Origin of the sequence: Rhizobium esperanzae (genome assembly GCF_002204185.1) — a bacterium.
In the GTDB taxonomy this organism is placed as follows: domain Bacteria; phylum Pseudomonadota; class Alphaproteobacteria; order Rhizobiales; family Rhizobiaceae; genus Rhizobium; species Rhizobium esperanzae.
Window position 1 is genome coordinate 81,757 of the sequence record NZ_MXPU01000012.1, and the last position, 14,632, is coordinate 96,388.

General features: G+C 62.8%; 9 protein-coding genes, 1 pseudogene and 1 riboswitch. Of the genes and pseudogenes, 2 read left to right on the forward strand and 8 right to left on the reverse strand.

Translation table 11 applies throughout. The annotated features are described in order from the left end of the window. Positions 1 to 61: 61 nt before the first annotated feature. Positions 62 to 1,012 carry a nucleoside hydrolase gene (locus tag B5E41_RS18605; RefSeq protein WP_088395680.1) on the reverse strand — a complete coding sequence of 317 codons (951 nt, stop codon included), beginning with the start codon at positions 1,010 to 1,012 and terminating at the stop codon, positions 62 to 64. A gap of 75 nt (positions 1,013 to 1,087) precedes the next feature. After that, positions 1,088 to 1,501 (reverse strand): annotated as a pseudogene (locus B5E41_RS18610) (cobalamin biosynthesis protein); the annotation flags it as partial. A gap of 99 nt (positions 1,502 to 1,600) precedes the next feature. Here B5E41_RS18610 and B5E41_RS18615 point away from each other — a divergent pair. Then, on the forward strand, positions 1,601 to 2,386 hold the full coding sequence (locus tag B5E41_RS18615) for a TSUP family transporter (protein WP_088395681.1): 786 nt from the start codon (positions 1,601 to 1,603) through the stop codon (positions 2,384 to 2,386). Between the two features lie 6 nt (positions 2,387 to 2,392). Here B5E41_RS18615 and cobO read toward each other — a convergent pair whose 3' ends face one another. From cobO to cobU, 4 genes are read right to left on the reverse strand one after another with little or no spacing between them, the layout of a single operon-like run. After that, on the reverse strand, positions 2,393 to 3,028 hold the full coding sequence (gene cobO, locus B5E41_RS18620) for a cob(I)yrinic acid a,c-diamide adenosyltransferase (protein WP_088395581.1): 636 nt from the start codon (positions 3,026 to 3,028) through the stop codon (positions 2,393 to 2,395). Then, a complete protein-coding gene (gene cobN, locus B5E41_RS18625) occupies positions 3,028 to 6,954 on the reverse strand; it encodes a cobaltochelatase subunit CobN (RefSeq protein WP_088395582.1) in 3,927 nt (1,308 codons plus the stop codon). Before cobN ends, cobO begins: the two co-directional genes overlap by 1 nt. Positions 6,955 to 6,957: 3 nt before the next feature. Then, entirely contained in the window at positions 6,958 to 8,013 is a 1,056-nt protein-coding gene (gene cobW / locus B5E41_RS18630) for a cobalamin biosynthesis protein CobW (RefSeq protein ID WP_088395583.1), read from the reverse strand. Positions 8,014 to 8,019: 6 nt separating this feature from the next. Further along, complete coding sequence (cobU, locus tag B5E41_RS18635; protein WP_088395584.1) at positions 8,020 to 8,529, reverse strand: bifunctional adenosylcobinamide kinase/adenosylcobinamide-phosphate guanylyltransferase; 510 nt, start codon at positions 8,527 to 8,529, stop codon at positions 8,020 to 8,022. Positions 8,530 to 8,967: 438 nt separating this feature from the next. Further along, a riboswitch (cobalamin riboswitch) is annotated at positions 8,968 to 9,116 on the reverse strand. A 226-nt stretch (positions 9,117 to 9,342) separates the two neighbouring features. Here cobU and B5E41_RS18640 point away from each other — a divergent pair. Further along, the gene (locus B5E41_RS18640; protein ID WP_088395585.1) at positions 9,343 to 11,133 is read left to right on the forward strand and encodes a chloride channel protein; all 1,791 of its coding nucleotides are present in this window, start codon (positions 9,343 to 9,345) and stop codon (positions 11,131 to 11,133) included. A gap of 7 nt (positions 11,134 to 11,140) precedes the next feature. Here B5E41_RS18640 and B5E41_RS18645 read toward each other — a convergent pair whose 3' ends face one another. Together B5E41_RS18645 and B5E41_RS18650 are read right to left on the reverse strand one after the other, a co-directional pair. Beyond that, positions 11,141 to 12,313, reverse strand: coding sequence for an adenylate/guanylate cyclase domain-containing protein (locus B5E41_RS18645; protein WP_342588081.1), 1,173 nt, complete (start codon positions 12,311 to 12,313; stop codon positions 11,141 to 11,143). A gap of 419 nt (positions 12,314 to 12,732) precedes the next feature. Further along, on the reverse strand, positions 12,733 to 14,202 hold the full coding sequence (locus B5E41_RS18650; protein ID WP_088395587.1) for a cobyric acid synthase: 1,470 nt from the start codon (positions 14,200 to 14,202) through the stop codon (positions 12,733 to 12,735). Positions 14,203 to 14,632: the final 430 nt, after the last annotated feature.

Sequence of the window (14,632 nt, forward strand, 5' to 3'; positions counted from 1 at the left end):
AGGTTGGCCAACTGCGTCGGCAGTCCTTGGCCGACCGCGAAGCGGCAGGCCTTCAAGCCCATCAGACCCGAAGCAGCGTATCGCGGATCAGATCGATCACCTTTTCCGACTCGATCCCTGTGGTGACGATCTGGCTCGGTCGATCATCCCAATCGCCGGGCGGGAAGCGGCGGCCATCCGGCTTGATGATCATCTGCCCGTCGGCAATGCCGCCGCAGACGACACGCACCGCGCCCGATATCGACGAGAACAGTTCCGGCGCCACGACGTAGACTGCGGCGCAGCTGTCATGCACCATCATGCCGTCCTCGACCGCATGCTTGTAGAAGTCGATGTAGGACTGCGAGAGTGCATCGAGCAATTTCACGGCGCCATCCCCCTCGGCCGCCATCCTGCCGAGATAACTGCGGCTCATCGTGGTGATCGAGGTGACGTCGAGGCCGATGACTGCGACTTTCCAGGGCGCGGTCATGACGATGTCGGCGGCCTCGGGATCGCCGTGAATATTGGCCTCGGCGACCGGCGAGACATTGCCGGGCACGTAGAAATTGCCACCCATGATGACGACGTCCTTGACCAGGGTCGCAATCTCGGGATCCTCCTTCAACGCCCGCGCCAGATTGGTCATTCGCCCGACCGCGACCAAGCGCACCTCGCCAGGATTGGCACGCACGGTGTCGATGATGAAGCGGTGCGCCGGGCGCGGATCGAGCGGCAGGTCGATCGTTGCGGGCACCTCGATATCGCCGAGGCCGTTGTCGCCATGCACCATGGCCGGCCATTCCCGCTCCGCGCGCGCGGCATCGATGGTGACGCTGGCGCCCTTGGCGACGGGTGCAGGAATATTCCATTCGCGCTTGAGGAAGAGCGCATTGCGCGTCGTCGTCTCGACCGATGCATTGCCAAAGACCGTGGTGATGCCGATCAGATCGATTTCGGGATGGCGATGCAGGAAGAGAAGCGCCATGGCGTCGTCAACGCCCGGGTCAGTGTCGTAAATGACCTTGTGCATTATATGTCCTCTAAATGTGAATCGCGAGGCTGCCGGTTGGCGCCGCGAATTGCCGCCACCATAACGTCCATCAGGCTTTCTGCAACCGCCGCGGGCGACCGCCGCCGTCGCTTGCGCCGATTTGATTTTGCCAAGCACCAATTCGGCATTGTCACCGATCGCCGCAAGTGCTGCCGATTCCGCAACGCCATGGCAGCCGACGCGAGCAAAGACGACGGCCGAGGGATTTTTAAGCCGCGGCGTTTCCCGCTCCAGCCGCGGAGCGTCGAAAAATAGGGCCGGCACGGCAAGATGCCTGGCAACTGCGAGGATTGCCGCCTCCTGCCGGCGGCTATCGATAGAAGCAATGGCGGCGAGTTCATCCGCGACGATACCGACGGCCTTAAGCGCCTCGACGGCGAGCGCCAACACCTCCGCAGGCTGTGTCCCGCGCTCACAGCCAAGACCGAGCACATGGCGCCGTGCCGGAGTGAAAGAAATGTCGCTCATGGAAGCAGCCGAATGTGCCCTTGCTGTATCCTTGCAGCCATTGCAGCTTGGAGAGGGAAATGCAACAAGACCAGCTGAAAGCCTTTCTGGAATAGCATCTTGCCTGACATTGCCCTTCATCTGCTTCTGCTGCTCTGCGCGGCTGCCTTCTTTGCCGGTTTCGTCGATGCCATTGCCGGCGGCGGCGGTCTCATCACCGTTCCCGCCATGTTGATCGCCGGCATCCCGCCGCTGCAGACGCTCGGAACCAACAAGGTGCAATCGATCTTCGGTGCCGCTTCCGCGACGCTCGCCTACGCCCGCAAGGGCCATGTGGAGCTTTCCGAACAGCTGCCGATGGCGCTGATGGCGCTCATGGGCGGGGCACTCGGCGCCGCCCTTGCGACGATCGTACCAGGACAGGTGCTTCAAGCGATCATGCCTGTACTGCTGCTGGCAATCGCGATCTTCTTTGCCGTCAAGCCTAATCTCAACGACCTCGACAAACACCGTCTCATCTCGCCCTTCGCCTTCGGCTTGACGCTTGTGCCGGCCATCGGCTTCTACGACGGCGTCTTCGGCCCCGGCACCGGCTCTTTCTTCATGCTCGCCTTCGTCACCCTCGCCGGCTTCGGCGTGCTGAAGGCGACGGCCCACACCAAACTTTTGAATTTCGGCTCGAATTTCGGCGCACTGATCGTCTTTGCAAGTTTTGGCGCGATCCTCTGGAAAATCGGTCTGCTGATGGGCGTCTGCCAATTCCTCGGCGCACAAGTGGGCTCACGGCTTGCCATGCGCATCGGCGCAAAGCTGATCAAGCCGCTGCTCGTGATCGTCTGCGTCGCCTTGGCGGTTAAGCTGCTCGCCGATCCCACAAATCCGCTGCGGCTCTGGCTCGGCGTTTAGCCGCAATTAGAACTCCACACCCGGCTGCCCTTTGATGCCGGAGCGGAAGGGATGTTTGACGAGTTCCATCTCGGTGACCAGATCGGCGATCTCGATCAGTTCTTCCTTGGCGTTGCGCCCCGTCAGCACGACATGCGTCATAGGGGGCTTCTCGCTCTTCAGGAAGGCGACGACCTCGTTGATGTCGAGATAGTCGTAGCGTAGCGCGATGTTGATCTCATCGAGCAGCACCATGGAATTGCGTTCGTCGCAGATCAGCTCCTTGGCCTTTTCCCAGGCCGCTGAGGCGGCGGCGATGTCCCGGGCCCGGTCCTGCGTTTCCCAGGTGAAGCCCTCGCCCATCGTGTGGAACTGGCAGAGATCGGAAAAATGTTTTTCGATCAGATCACGCTCGCCGGTCCACATCGCGCCCTTGATGAACTGCACGACGGCCGACGGCTTGCCGTGGGCGATGTGACGGAAGATCATGCCGAAGGCAGCCGACGATTTGCCCTTGCCCTTGCCGGTATGGACGATGATCAGGCCCTTGCCGTCCGTCTTGGTCGCCATGATCTTGTCGCGCGCAGCCTTCTTCTTCGCCATCTTCTCTGCGTGGCGCGCATCATCCTTGGCCGATTCGTTTTCTGGGATCTCGTCGCTCATCAGTGCACCTCATTCAGTTTCGTAGCGGCCAGGTCGAACCGGGCCGAATTGCTGCGCGGCGTCCAGAGCCCGCGATCGATCGCCTCGCGCAGTCGCTCTGTCATCTCCTCGAATGCTGCCGGGTTCTTCTCGATCATGAAGCCACGCACGCCCGGATCAGCGACGAAGGCCCGATAGACCGCCTCGAAATGATGCGCGCCGACCGCGCCCGTCGTCGCCGCGAAGGCGAAGAGATAATCGACGGTGGCGGCGATCTCGGCCGCCCCCTTGTAGCCATGGCGCATGACGCCCGATATCCATTTCGGATTGACCGCGCGCCCGCGCACGACGCGGCCGATTTCCTCCTCGAGCGAGCGGATCAAAGGTCGTTCGGGCCTGGAATGATCGTTATGGTAGATCGCGGGGCGTGTACCGGCGAGTTGCTCGGCCGCCGCCGCCATGCCGCCCTCGAACTGGTAGTAGTCATCACTGTCGAGCAGGTCATGCTCGCGATTGTCCTGGTTCTGAATGACGGCCTGCACCGAGCGCAGCCGCTCCTCGAACAGGCCGCGTTCGGCCCTGCCTTCCTCGCCGGCGCCATAGACATAACTTCCCCAGACGAGATAGGCCTCGGCAAGATCGGCACGCCGCTCCCAGCCCTTTTCATCGATCAGTGCCTGCAGGCCCGCGCCGTAGGCGCCAGGCTTCGAGCCGAAGATGCGATAGCCCGCCCGCTTCGCCGCAGCCTTCTCATCGAGCCCAGCCGCAGCGAGCCGCGCCGTCTCGCCGCGCATGCGCCCGGCAATCGGATTATCAGTCACATCCTCTTCCAGCGCGCCGACTGCCCGGATCGCCTTGTCGAACAGGGCGATCTGCTCGGGAAAGGCGTCGCGGAAGAAGCCGGAAATCCGGAGCGTCACATCGACACGCGGCCGCCCGAGCACTGCTTGCGATATGATCTCATAGCCGGTGACGCGACGCGAACTCATGTCCCAGAGCGGCTTGACGCCGATCAGCGCTAGCGCCTGAGCGAGATCGTCACCGCCCGTGCGCATGTTCGACGTGCCCCAGGCCGTCAGCCCGAAAGAGACCGGCCACTCGCCGTGATCCTGAACATAGCGGCGGATGAGCAGTTCGGCCGACTTCTTGCCCAGTTCATAGGCGGCCGGTGTCGGCACGGCGCGGCTGTCGACCGAATAGAAATTGCGGCCTGTCGGCAGCACGTCGGGCCGGCCGCGAGTCGGGGCGCCGGAGGGTCCGGGGGCGACGAAGCGACCGTCGAGGCCTTTGAGCAGCCCATCGATCTCGGCGCGGCCGCAGGCGAGGATGGAGGGTTTGAGATGAGTTTCAATCTCGGAGAGCACCGATCTGGTTTGGGACCAGAGGGGTGGGCACCCCATTTCACCGGAAACGAGCTTGGCGGCGAGCAGTTCAATGCGCTCGACGGTGTCACCGTTGCTGCGCCAGGGGGCGTCCAGGATATCTGCGAGGACAGCCGGGCGTGGCCCGACCCAAGGGGCAGCCATGTCGCAGTCGAGTGGGTCGAAGACAGACCCCTCCCCAACCCCTCCCCACAGGTGGGAGGGGCTTGCTGGACGCACCGCCTCCACATCATCTTTGAGCGCAGAGATTGCCGCGAGCGCAGCGGTAAGTCCCTCCCCCTTGTGGGGAGGGGTTGGGGAGGGGTTTCTCACAGCATCCCCAGCAATCGCCCGCTGCAGACTCGCATCCCCACCCTCGCCGAGCCCGCGCGGCACCCGCGCCAGCGCCACGGTCAAGTCCGTCAGCAGCCGCCCCTCCGGCGACACGCCGAACACATGCAGCCCATCACGGATCTGCATCTCCTTCAGATCGCAGAGATAGGCGTCGAGCTTCTTCAGCGCCTCACCTTCGCTCTCGCCTTTCGCAATCCCCGCATCCCGATCCAGCCCGATATCGGTGACGAGATCGAGGATCTGGCGGCTGAGCAGCCGGATACGGCGAGGGTCGCCGCCAGCGGCCTGGTAATATTCGTCGACCAGCGCCTCCAGATCCTTCAGCGGCCCGTAGCTTTCGGCCCGCGTCAACGGCGGCGTCAGGTGGTCGATGATGACGGCGGCGGTGCGACGCTTGGCCTGCGTGCCCTCGCCCGGATCATTGACGATGAAGGGATAGAGATGCGGCAACGGCCCGAGGATCGCTTCCGGATAACATGTCTCCGACAGCGCCAGCGCCTTGCCCGGCAGCCATTCGAGATTGCCGTGCTTGCCCATGTGGATAACGGCGTCGGCGCCAAATTCGCGCCGCAGGAAAGCATAAAAGGCAATATAGCCATGCGGCGGCACGAGATCCGGCGAATGATAGCTCTCCTTCGGATCGATATTGTAGCCGCGCGCCGGCTGGATGCCGACCAGGACGCCGCCGAAACGGGCGAAAGGCAGGGCGAAGACGCCGTCGCGAAAATAGGGGTCGTTCTCCGGCTCACCCCAGCGCGCCCTCACCTCATCCTGAATCTTTTTAGGAAGAGATTGCAGGAAGTTTTTGTAGCGACTGAGCGAAAGAGCCTCGCGGATGACCCGGCCGTCATGCCCGGAATTGGTCGGCCCCTCCATCAGATGCCGGATCAGCGCGTCGCCATCGGCTGGAACGTCGGCAACCGGATAACCCGCACCCGCCATCGCCCGAAGCACCTCGATGCTGCCGGCCGGCGTGTCGAGCCCGACGCCGTTGCCGAGCCGGCCGTCGCGGTTCGGATAATTCGCCATGACGAGAGCGATACGCCTCCTATTGGAGGGCGTCCCGCGCAGCCGCGCCCAGTTGGCGGCGAGCTCCGCCGTGTAGCGCGCTCGACCGGCATCGGGCAGGCTGGCGACGATGTTCGCCTCGACAGCCGTGTCGTAACGCGCCGCCGTCTTGAAGGACACCGCCCGCGCCAATATACGCCCGTCAACTTCAGGAAGCGCCACATTCATGCCGAGATCGCGCGCCGATAGACCCTGCGACGAAACAGCCCAGGCCTCCCGCGACGAAGCCGACAGGATTGCCTGCAGCACGATGGCGTCGTTCATCTCCAGTACCGTCGGCTCCCGGTCGGCACCCGGTGCCGAAACGGCAAACCCTGTCGTGTTGATGACGACCTCGGGCTTTAGCGCCGAAAACACGCTCTCGAGAATGCCCGTCGAAACGGGATCCTTGAGGCTATAGGCAAAGACCGGCAACGGCCGGAGGCCAAGTGCGGCCAGCGACGCGACCAGCGCCTCGATCGGCCCGGTCTCGCCGCTCTGGACCAGGGCGCGGTAGAAGCTGATCGCGACGATTGGTGCCACCGTCACCTTCTCCGTAGAATGTGGGATACCCCCCTCAAGGGCCGAAGAAGGCATACAGGCAACAGACTGCCGCCACTCCTCGACCCCGATCAGCCCCCGCCTAGGCCACCAGATGCCCGCCTTCATCAGCGGCGCTGCCGGCGCCGGCTTCTCCGCCCCTGACAGCATCGCCGACGAATAGGCGAGAAAATCTCGCGCATTGGCGTCGCCGCCTTCGATCAGATAGGCCCAGAGCGCGTTGAGATCGTCGAGGTCAACATTGGAGAAAGGAACCAGCCCGGCATCCGGCTTTGCATCGCCAGGCAACACCGCGATCAGGGCACCGTTGCGGGCTGCCGCCGCATGCAACGCCTCCAGCGCGTAGTGGAAGTAGCTCGCCCCACCCAGCGCCCGCACAACGATCAGCTTGGCGTGCCGGGCCGTTCGCTCGATATAGGTATCCACCGACATCGGATGCTTGAGGCTCATCAGATTCGCGAGCCTCAGCGAAAACGCCCCCTCACCCGCACGACAGGCAGCCGCGATCGCGGCAAGCTCGGTGTCGGCGGCCGAAAGGAACAGGATATCGCCCGGCGACTGGCCGAGGTCGATCGCCTCCTCGCCATCGCTGATCGTTCCCTGCTGGGCCAGAAGCAGATGCATCGATTATCCCTGAACGAGCGCTTCGATCGCTTTGCGCACCGCGTCCTGGTTCATGTCGTGCAAGCCGATGACGACGAGGCGCGTGCGGCGCGCGTCGCCCGCTGCCCAGGCGCGGTCGAAATACTGGTCGATGCGGCTGCCGACGGCCTGCAACTGCAGGCGCATGGGCTTTCCCGAGACGTCGATGAATCCTTTGAGGCGCAGCACATCATGTTCGGCGATGATGCCCTTCAGCTTTTCGACAAAGCCTGTCGGATCGGAAATAGCGCCGAGTTCGACGACGAAGCTATCGAATTCGTCGTGGTCGTGTGGCGCCCCATCCTCGTGCTCCAGCTCGTGATGGGATTTGCGGTTGGCGATATCGTCTTCCGTGCCGATGCCGAGGCCGAGCAACACGCCGGCCGGCACCTCGCCATTCCTGGCCTCGATCATGACCGGCTTGCGGGCGACGCGCGAGGCAACTTCGCTCTTCACGCGGCCCAGGCCGTCGCCATCGATCAGATCGGTCTTGTTGAGCACGATGAGATCGGCGCATGTGAGCTGGTCTTCGAACAGCTCCTCGATCGGGCTCTCATGATCGAGCGAGTCGTCTTCGCTACGCGCCGCCTCGACCGCTTCATGGTCGTCGGCGAAACGACCGGCGGCAACGGCCGCGCTGTCGACCACCGTAATGACGCCGTCGACGGTCACCTGGGTGCGGATATCAGGCCAGTTGAAGGCGGCGACCAGCGGCTGCGGCAGGGCGAGGCCGGAGGTTTCGATGACGATATGGTCGGGCCGCTGTTCGCGCTCCAGAAGCTTCGTCATCGTTGGGATGAAATCGTCGGCGACGGTGCAGCAGATGCAGCCATTGGTGAGTTCGATAATATCGTCCTCGCTGCAATTCTCCGCGCCGCAGCCCTTCAGCACCTCGCCATCGACGCCGAGATCGCCGAACTCATTGATGATAAGCGCAATTTTTTTGCCGCCGGCATTGGTGAGCAGGTTGCGGATCATCGTCGTCTTGCCGGCGCCGAGGAAGCCGGTGATGACGGTTGCGGGGATTTTCTGCTGGTTCATGGAACTTCAACCCTTCATTTTCAACGGCAGACCGGCCGCGATGAAATAGACTTCGTCGGCCTTCGCCGCGATTATTTGGTGCAGCCGTCCGGCATGATCGCGAAAATCGCGCGCCATTCGATTGTCAGGCACGATGCCGAGGCCAACCTCGTTGGAAACAACGACGATCCGCGCCCTGACGCTAGGCAGGAAATCGGCGAGCCCCGTAAACGCCGCTGGCATATCTCGCTCCTCCATCATCAGATTGGTCACCCAGAGCGTCAGGCAGTCGATCAGCACAATGCGTCTCTCGCCGTCGATGGCGGTAAGCTTGTCGACGAGATCGAGGGGTTCCTCATGCGTCGTCCAGGAGGGGCCGCGATCGGCCTTGTGCTGGGCAATACGCGTCCGCATCTCCTCGTCCCAGGCACGGCCGGTGGCGAGGTAGTGGCGCTCGAGGCCGCTTGCCATAACGAGATTCTCGGCAAAACGGGATTTGCCGGAGCGTGCGCCGCCGAGGATGAGGGTGGTGGTCATACTGAAGCGGCCTTCGGAGGGAAGATGTGGCCGTTAGCCGTCGAGGCTGTGACACCCGCATACTCGACATCAGCGGCCGAAATCACCGCACCGCCGCCACTGTATCGCACCACCGCAGGCGGCACTGAATTCGTTCGTTCAGCCAAAACAACCTCCGTGCTGGCAGCGGGTCTCTTGCCCAGGGTTGGCTTTTCGCCCGGCGCGGAAGGCAGGTCTCCTGGCTCGCGGTTATCGGCGGCGATCGGGGCGAACCGGAAGCCCGGTCGCCCCTGATCGTGCCAGCGGATCTGCCTCACCTTCCCGGTTGCCTCGGTGAAAAGGTGGACGATTCGTAGAGATAGAGGCGTCCGACCCCGGTTAATCACCATGCATTTCCAGTGGCTTTTCCGGCATGTCGCCCATCCCACCCGCCTGCACGATTGCAGCCCGCCAGCCGAAAGGGTTCGGTGCCGGATGGAAGACCCTGACCGCTCTACAGTCGCGGGGTCGGCTGTGATGAAGGCGCCCGATGTGGGTCCGCCCCGTCACATTCCCTTTTCATCCGGAAGGCAAAATGCCGATCCGGAACCATCCGTTATTTCTCGGATGGTTAGGCAAGCCGGCGGGTGAAGTCAACCGACCTTCGCAAACACCTTCCCGCAACGCTGCGCGAAAGGCCAGCCAACACCACTGACTCCGCCGGAAATATCGTCTTCTATCAGATGCTTACGTCAAAAATATTTGACCCGCCGGTCGGCTTTTCGCCGCAATTGCGTTGCAAGGCAACCGCACCTCCTCCCTTGACCCGGCCTCTCCTCGCCTAGTTGTCTAGCCATGCTTATGAAATTGGATCGGCGCCGCCTGCGCACGCTGCGTGTTTTCTTCGATCCGGGGCGACTGCGTGCGCTGACGCGCCGCAGCGAAGTTGGCCTGTCTCTGACAGGCGCCATCGTCGGCATCGCTTCGGGCCTTGCCGTGACCGGCATGAGCTATGTCTCCAACCAGCTGCACCAGCTTGTTTTCGGCATCGCCGACAGCGACAGGCTGAGCGCGTCTGCCATCGAGGACAAGATGCTGCTGCTCACCGCCCCCGTCATCGGTGGCGCCCTGCTCGGCCTACTGCTCCTTGTGCTCGCCAAACGGCGCAAGAAACCAATGGTCGATCCGATCGAGGCGAATGCACTGCATGGCGGCCGCCTCTCGCTGACCGATAGCATCATTGTTGCCGTACAGAACCTGATCTCCAACGGATTCGGCGCCTCCGTCGGCCTGGAGGCAGGCTATACCCAGCTCGCCGCCGGCATCGCCTCCAAATTCGGCCTGAAGCTGCAGCTGCGCCGCTCGGACCTGCGCATCCTCGTCGGTTGCGGCGCGGCCGGCGCCATCGCCGCCGCCTTCAACGCGCCGCTGACGGGCGCCTTCTACGCGTTCGAGCTGATCATTGGCACCTATACCATCGTGTCGTTGACCCCGGTCGTCGTCTCCGCCCTCGTTTCAACCCTCATCGCAAGGTTGCTTGCCGAGGGCGATTTCACCATCGATATCGGCAGCTTCGGCTCGGTCGTGCCGGCCGATTATATCCCGGCGCTGCTGCTCGGCGTCTTCTGCGCCGGCGTTGGCATTCTCCTCATGCAGGGCGTAGCCTTCATCGAGGAGGTGGCGCGCAAAAGCTCGATCGCCCCGCCCTTTCGTCCGGCGCTCGGCGGCATCATCGTCGGGCTTCTCGCGATGATCTCCCCGCAGGTCCTTTCGGCCGGCCACGGCGCGCTGCATCTAAACTTGTCCCGCGACGTGGCGATCCCAGCGCTGATCGGTCTCTTCCTCCTGAAATCCCTTGCCTCGGCGATCTCGATCGGCTCCGGTTTCAGGGGCGGGCTATTTTTCGCCTCGTTGTTCATGGGCGCCCTGCTCGGCAAGCTTTTTGCTTATTGCGCTCCCTATTTCGCCGACGCGACATTGACGCCGGTCATTTATGCCGTGGTCGGGATGAGTTCCCTGTCGGTCGCCGTCATTGGCGGGCCGCTGACGATGACCTTCCTGGCGCTCGAAATCACCGGTGATTTTCCGATCACGGCACTGGTTCTTGCCGCCGTCATCACCTCCTCGCTCGTCGTGCGCTCGACCTTCGGCTATTCCTTTGCCACATGGCGCTTCCACCTGCGCGGCGAAAGCATCCGCAGCGCCCACGACGTTGGCTGGATCCGCAATCTGACGGTGAACAAGCTGATGCGCGCCGACGTGAAAACGGCAAGGGCCGATATCTCGCTGGAGGAGTTCAAGAAGACCTTCCCGATCGGCTCAACCCAACGCGTCATTCTCGTCGAGGAGAACGACAAATATGCCGGTCTCGTGCTGGTGCCTGAGATTTACGCCAACCCGACCGACGCCCAGGACGAGAGCCAGACGCTTGCCGATTTCGTCCGCTACCGCAATGATTTCCTGCAGCCGCAGATGAATGCCAAGCAGGCGGCGGCGATCTTCGACAAGAGCGAAAGCGAAGCGCTCGCCGTCGTCAACAATCTGATCGAGCGCAAGGTGGTGGGACAGCTCAGCGAAAGCCACACGCTGCGCCGCTACAGCGAAGAACTCGACCGCCGCCGCCGCGAGGTGTCGGGCGAGATTTGAGCGAGCCTTAAGAAGCGGCGCCGGCAAGCCTGAAGACGTCGACTCTCTTGGAAACGCCACGCAGCTCGAAAGACCCGAGATAGTCGCAGGGCACGGCGCAGGTCGCTGCGAAGCTCTCCGACAGCAGCAGCGGCTGCTCAAGCGCTCCGCACAGCTTTTCAAGCCGCGAAGCCTCGTTGACGGCCCTGCCGATCACGGTGAAGTCCAGCCGGCCTTGGGCACCGACATTTCCGTAAAAAACCTCGCCGAGATGCAAGACGACATCAATCCCGATATCGGGGCCACCATTCAGCGTCCGTTCGCGATTGAGCTCCTCGTTTGCTCTCAGCAGGTTCTGCGCCGAAGTCAATGCGGCTTTGCAAGCCATTTGCGGATCCTCGGTGTCCGTCGGAAAGATTGCCAGCACGCTATCGCCCATGAACTTGAGGATCTCGCCGGAATTTTCCTCGACGTGCCGGTCGATCAGTTCGAAGTGCTCGTTGAGAAAGCCGACGATCTCCCCCGGCTGATAGGCCTCGGTCAGCGCCGTGAAGTTGCGGAGGTCGGCAAGCAGGATGGCGGCATCGATGGAGCCGCCCATTCCCCTGCGGGTTTCACCGGCAAGGATGCGCGCGCTCGTCCTGGCGCCGGTATAGACGGCGAGGATATCGGTCGCGGTCTTGGAAACCGCGACACGGTAAGCGGCAAGCCCCAGCGCTGGGAACAGTTCATCGATGATCGCCAGTTGATCATCTGAAAATCCGCCCGGAGAATCGCTCGTTAGAGAGAAACCGAGCCCGCGCAGCGCGACTTCCTTCGGGAACTCGAAAAGATTGACCACATGGTCCGTGCCACCCGCAAGCGCAAATTCGTAGAGCTCGCCATAGTGGAGACCCTCGCCTTTCGCCAGGTTCCACCGCCCCGTCTTCTCACCGCGGTTCAGAAGATAGAATATCGGCGTCTTCTCAAAGTTGCGCTCGGTCTCGCTGCCGTGCTCCGCATTCTCGAGAACAGTCTCACCGCCCCGCATGAAATTGGCCGCGATGCCGCGATACATCGGATGTAGGGACGGCATGCGGATGCTTGCGCGCCAGATCGGAAACCCGTCCGCGATCAGCCGTTCACACAGGCCGGCGACGAGATCGCCGATATGCTCGCTGGTGATTCCCTGCTCTATAACCCACTGGATATGATCTTTAATTTTGGAAACCTCCGCATGAGGATGGGAAACCTGGAATGGGCGTCACCATCGAGGCCGGTGCCGGGAACAACAGGACAGGCGCCGAAAGGGCCTAGCCGCACACACTACTTATTAGCCCGCTTCGCATTGCGATACTACTCCCGCGCGAATTATGTAATAGAGAATACAGATAGGTATGCGCCGTGTGGCCCCCTCATCTGCCTGCCGGCATCTTCTCCCCGCGGGGGAGAAGGGGCTCGGGGCAGCGCCTCGCTCCCATTTGAGACCATTACGGTAGGAAAACAATGGTCGGCGGCTTGCTCCCCTCTTCTCCCCAGCGGGGGTCCGAAGGACGGGTTGAGACCCGTGGCTCAACCCCGGTCGGTGGCCCGAAGGGTCGGATGAGAGGGCCACACGGCAACTCTTCACTGCCCTTGCGCTCAGTAAATTCTCCCGACCTCCAGCAATTCACCCAACCACCGCGCATCCAGGCAGCGCTCCAGTTCCCCGGCAACCTCATCAAGCGCCCGCTCCACGCTCTCACGGTAGTTCCCCTGTCCGCCGGAAAGCCCGAAGCTTTCGAGTAGCCGGGCGCGATAGGCATCGCTTCCGAAGAGCCCATGCAGATAGGTGCCCATGATCCGCCCATTCGCCGACACCGCTCCGTCGGGCGCCCCGTCGACGATCGCGGAAGGCCGGACACAATCCGGGCCGCGGGTGATGCCGAGATGGATCTGGTAGCCGGAAAGCGACGCGTCATATTCGGTCGAACGGGCATGGCTGTTGCGCACGATCTTCTCCGGCGCCATCTCGGTTTCGACGTCGAGAAGCCCGAGCCCCGGCGTCTCGTACGTGCCGCCCTCGATACCGCGCGGGTCATGCACCATGCGACCGAGCATTTGATAGCCGCCGCAGATGCCGATCACCCGCCCGCCGCGCCGAACATGTGCCGCAAGATCGCGGTCCCAGCCTTGAACTCTGAAATCGGCGAGGTCCGCTATCGTCGATTTCGACCCTGGAAGAATGACCAGGCTCGCATCGGCAGGCAGCCGCTCGCCTGAGCGCACGAAGACCAGCTCGACATCCGCCTCCGCCCTCAGAGGATCGAGGTCGTCGAAATTGGCGATGCGCGGCAGCACCGGCACGGCGATCTTCAGCGCCCCGGCACCGCCCCTCGCTAGCCGCTCGAGCACGACCGAATCTTCGGCCGGCAGACGCGCGGCAGCCTGCAGCCACGGCACGACGCCGAAGCAGGGCCAGCCAGTGAAGCCTTCGATGGCGCGGATACCGTCGTCGAACAGCGAGATGTCGCCGCGAAATTTGTTGATGAGATAGCCCGCGATCATCGCTCGATCGCCCTCGTCGAGGATCGCCTGCGTGCCGACCAGCGAGGCGATGACGCCGCCGCGGTCGATATCGCCGACGAGCACGACGGGCACGCCCGCTTTCGTCGCAAAGCCCATATTGGCGATGTCGCCGGCCCTGAGATTGATTTCGGCCGGCGAGCCGGCACCCTCGACGATGATGAGGTCAGCGCCGGCAGACACCTTTTCGAAGCTTTCGAGCACGGCGCCGAGCAGTTGCGGCTTCAGCCGCTGATAATCCCGCCCCTTCGCCTGTCCGAATACCCTGCCCTGCACGATGATCTGGCTGCCGCTTTCCGATTGCGGCTTGAGCAGCACCGGGTTCATATGAACCGAGGACGGGGTGCGGGCGGCGAGCGACTGCAGCCATTGCGCCCGGCCGATCTCGCCGCTGTCATCGGCGACCGCCGCGTTGTTCGACATATTCTGCGGCTTGAACGGCCGCACGGTGAGCCCGGCATTGGCCGCCAGCCGGCAGAGACCCGCCACCAATACCGTCTTGCCGACATCCGAGCCGGTACCCTGCAGCATGATCGCTCTTGCCATGGCGGCCGCCTTTCCCTAAGGCACCGCGCTTCCGAAAATCGGTTCGGATTTTCGGGCCGATGCAACTAGCCGGAGGCCTACAATGGCCGCCGATCCCGGGTCAAGACTTCGGATATTCTCGCGAAAGCGCGAAAACCGCGCATGGCCTTGGCTCTGCGCGGTTTGCCGAAAACTCAGGCGTCTTCGCCCCTACACGGCGAAGCTCGCTTTCTCCGGCACGCACTACCTGAACCGGAGAAGCAGCGGTCGTTGCCGCCACGCCCCAACAGATAACGGCACATTCTTACCGGAGAGTTATTGAAGGCTTACGCAAACGTTAATTTTGACTTTTTTTGATCTGCCCGGCGGAATTTCCGCCACCATTGCGCCGGCGTTCGCAAACAGCGTCCATTTTCGATCCGGGGAAATTTCAGCTACGAACTATATTCTT

Excerpts from the sequence above, each read along its gene's own strand:
- B5E41_RS18650 (WP_088395587.1), bottom strand. The coding sequence starts at position 14,202 with ATGGCAAGAGCGATCATGCTGCAGGGTACCGGCTCGGATGTCGGCAAG.
- cobW (WP_088395583.1), bottom strand. The coding sequence starts at position 8,013 with ATGAACCAGCAGAAAATCCCCGCAACCGTCATCACCGGCTTCCTCGGC.
- B5E41_RS18640 (WP_088395585.1), top strand. The coding sequence starts at position 9,343 with ATGCTTATGAAATTGGATCGGCGCCGCCTGCGCACGCTGCGTGTTTTC.
- cobN (WP_088395582.1), bottom strand. The coding sequence starts at position 6,954 with ATGCATCTGCTTCTGGCCCAGCAGGGAACGATCAGCGATGGCGAGGAG.
- cobO (WP_088395581.1), bottom strand. The coding sequence starts at position 3,028 with ATGAGCGACGAGATCCCAGAAAACGAATCGGCCAAGGATGATGCGCGC.
- cobU (WP_088395584.1), bottom strand. The coding sequence starts at position 8,529 with ATGACCACCACCCTCATCCTCGGCGGCGCACGCTCCGGCAAATCCCGT.
- B5E41_RS18605 (WP_088395680.1), bottom strand. The coding sequence starts at position 1,012 with ATGCACAAGGTCATTTACGACACTGACCCGGGCGTTGACGACGCCATG.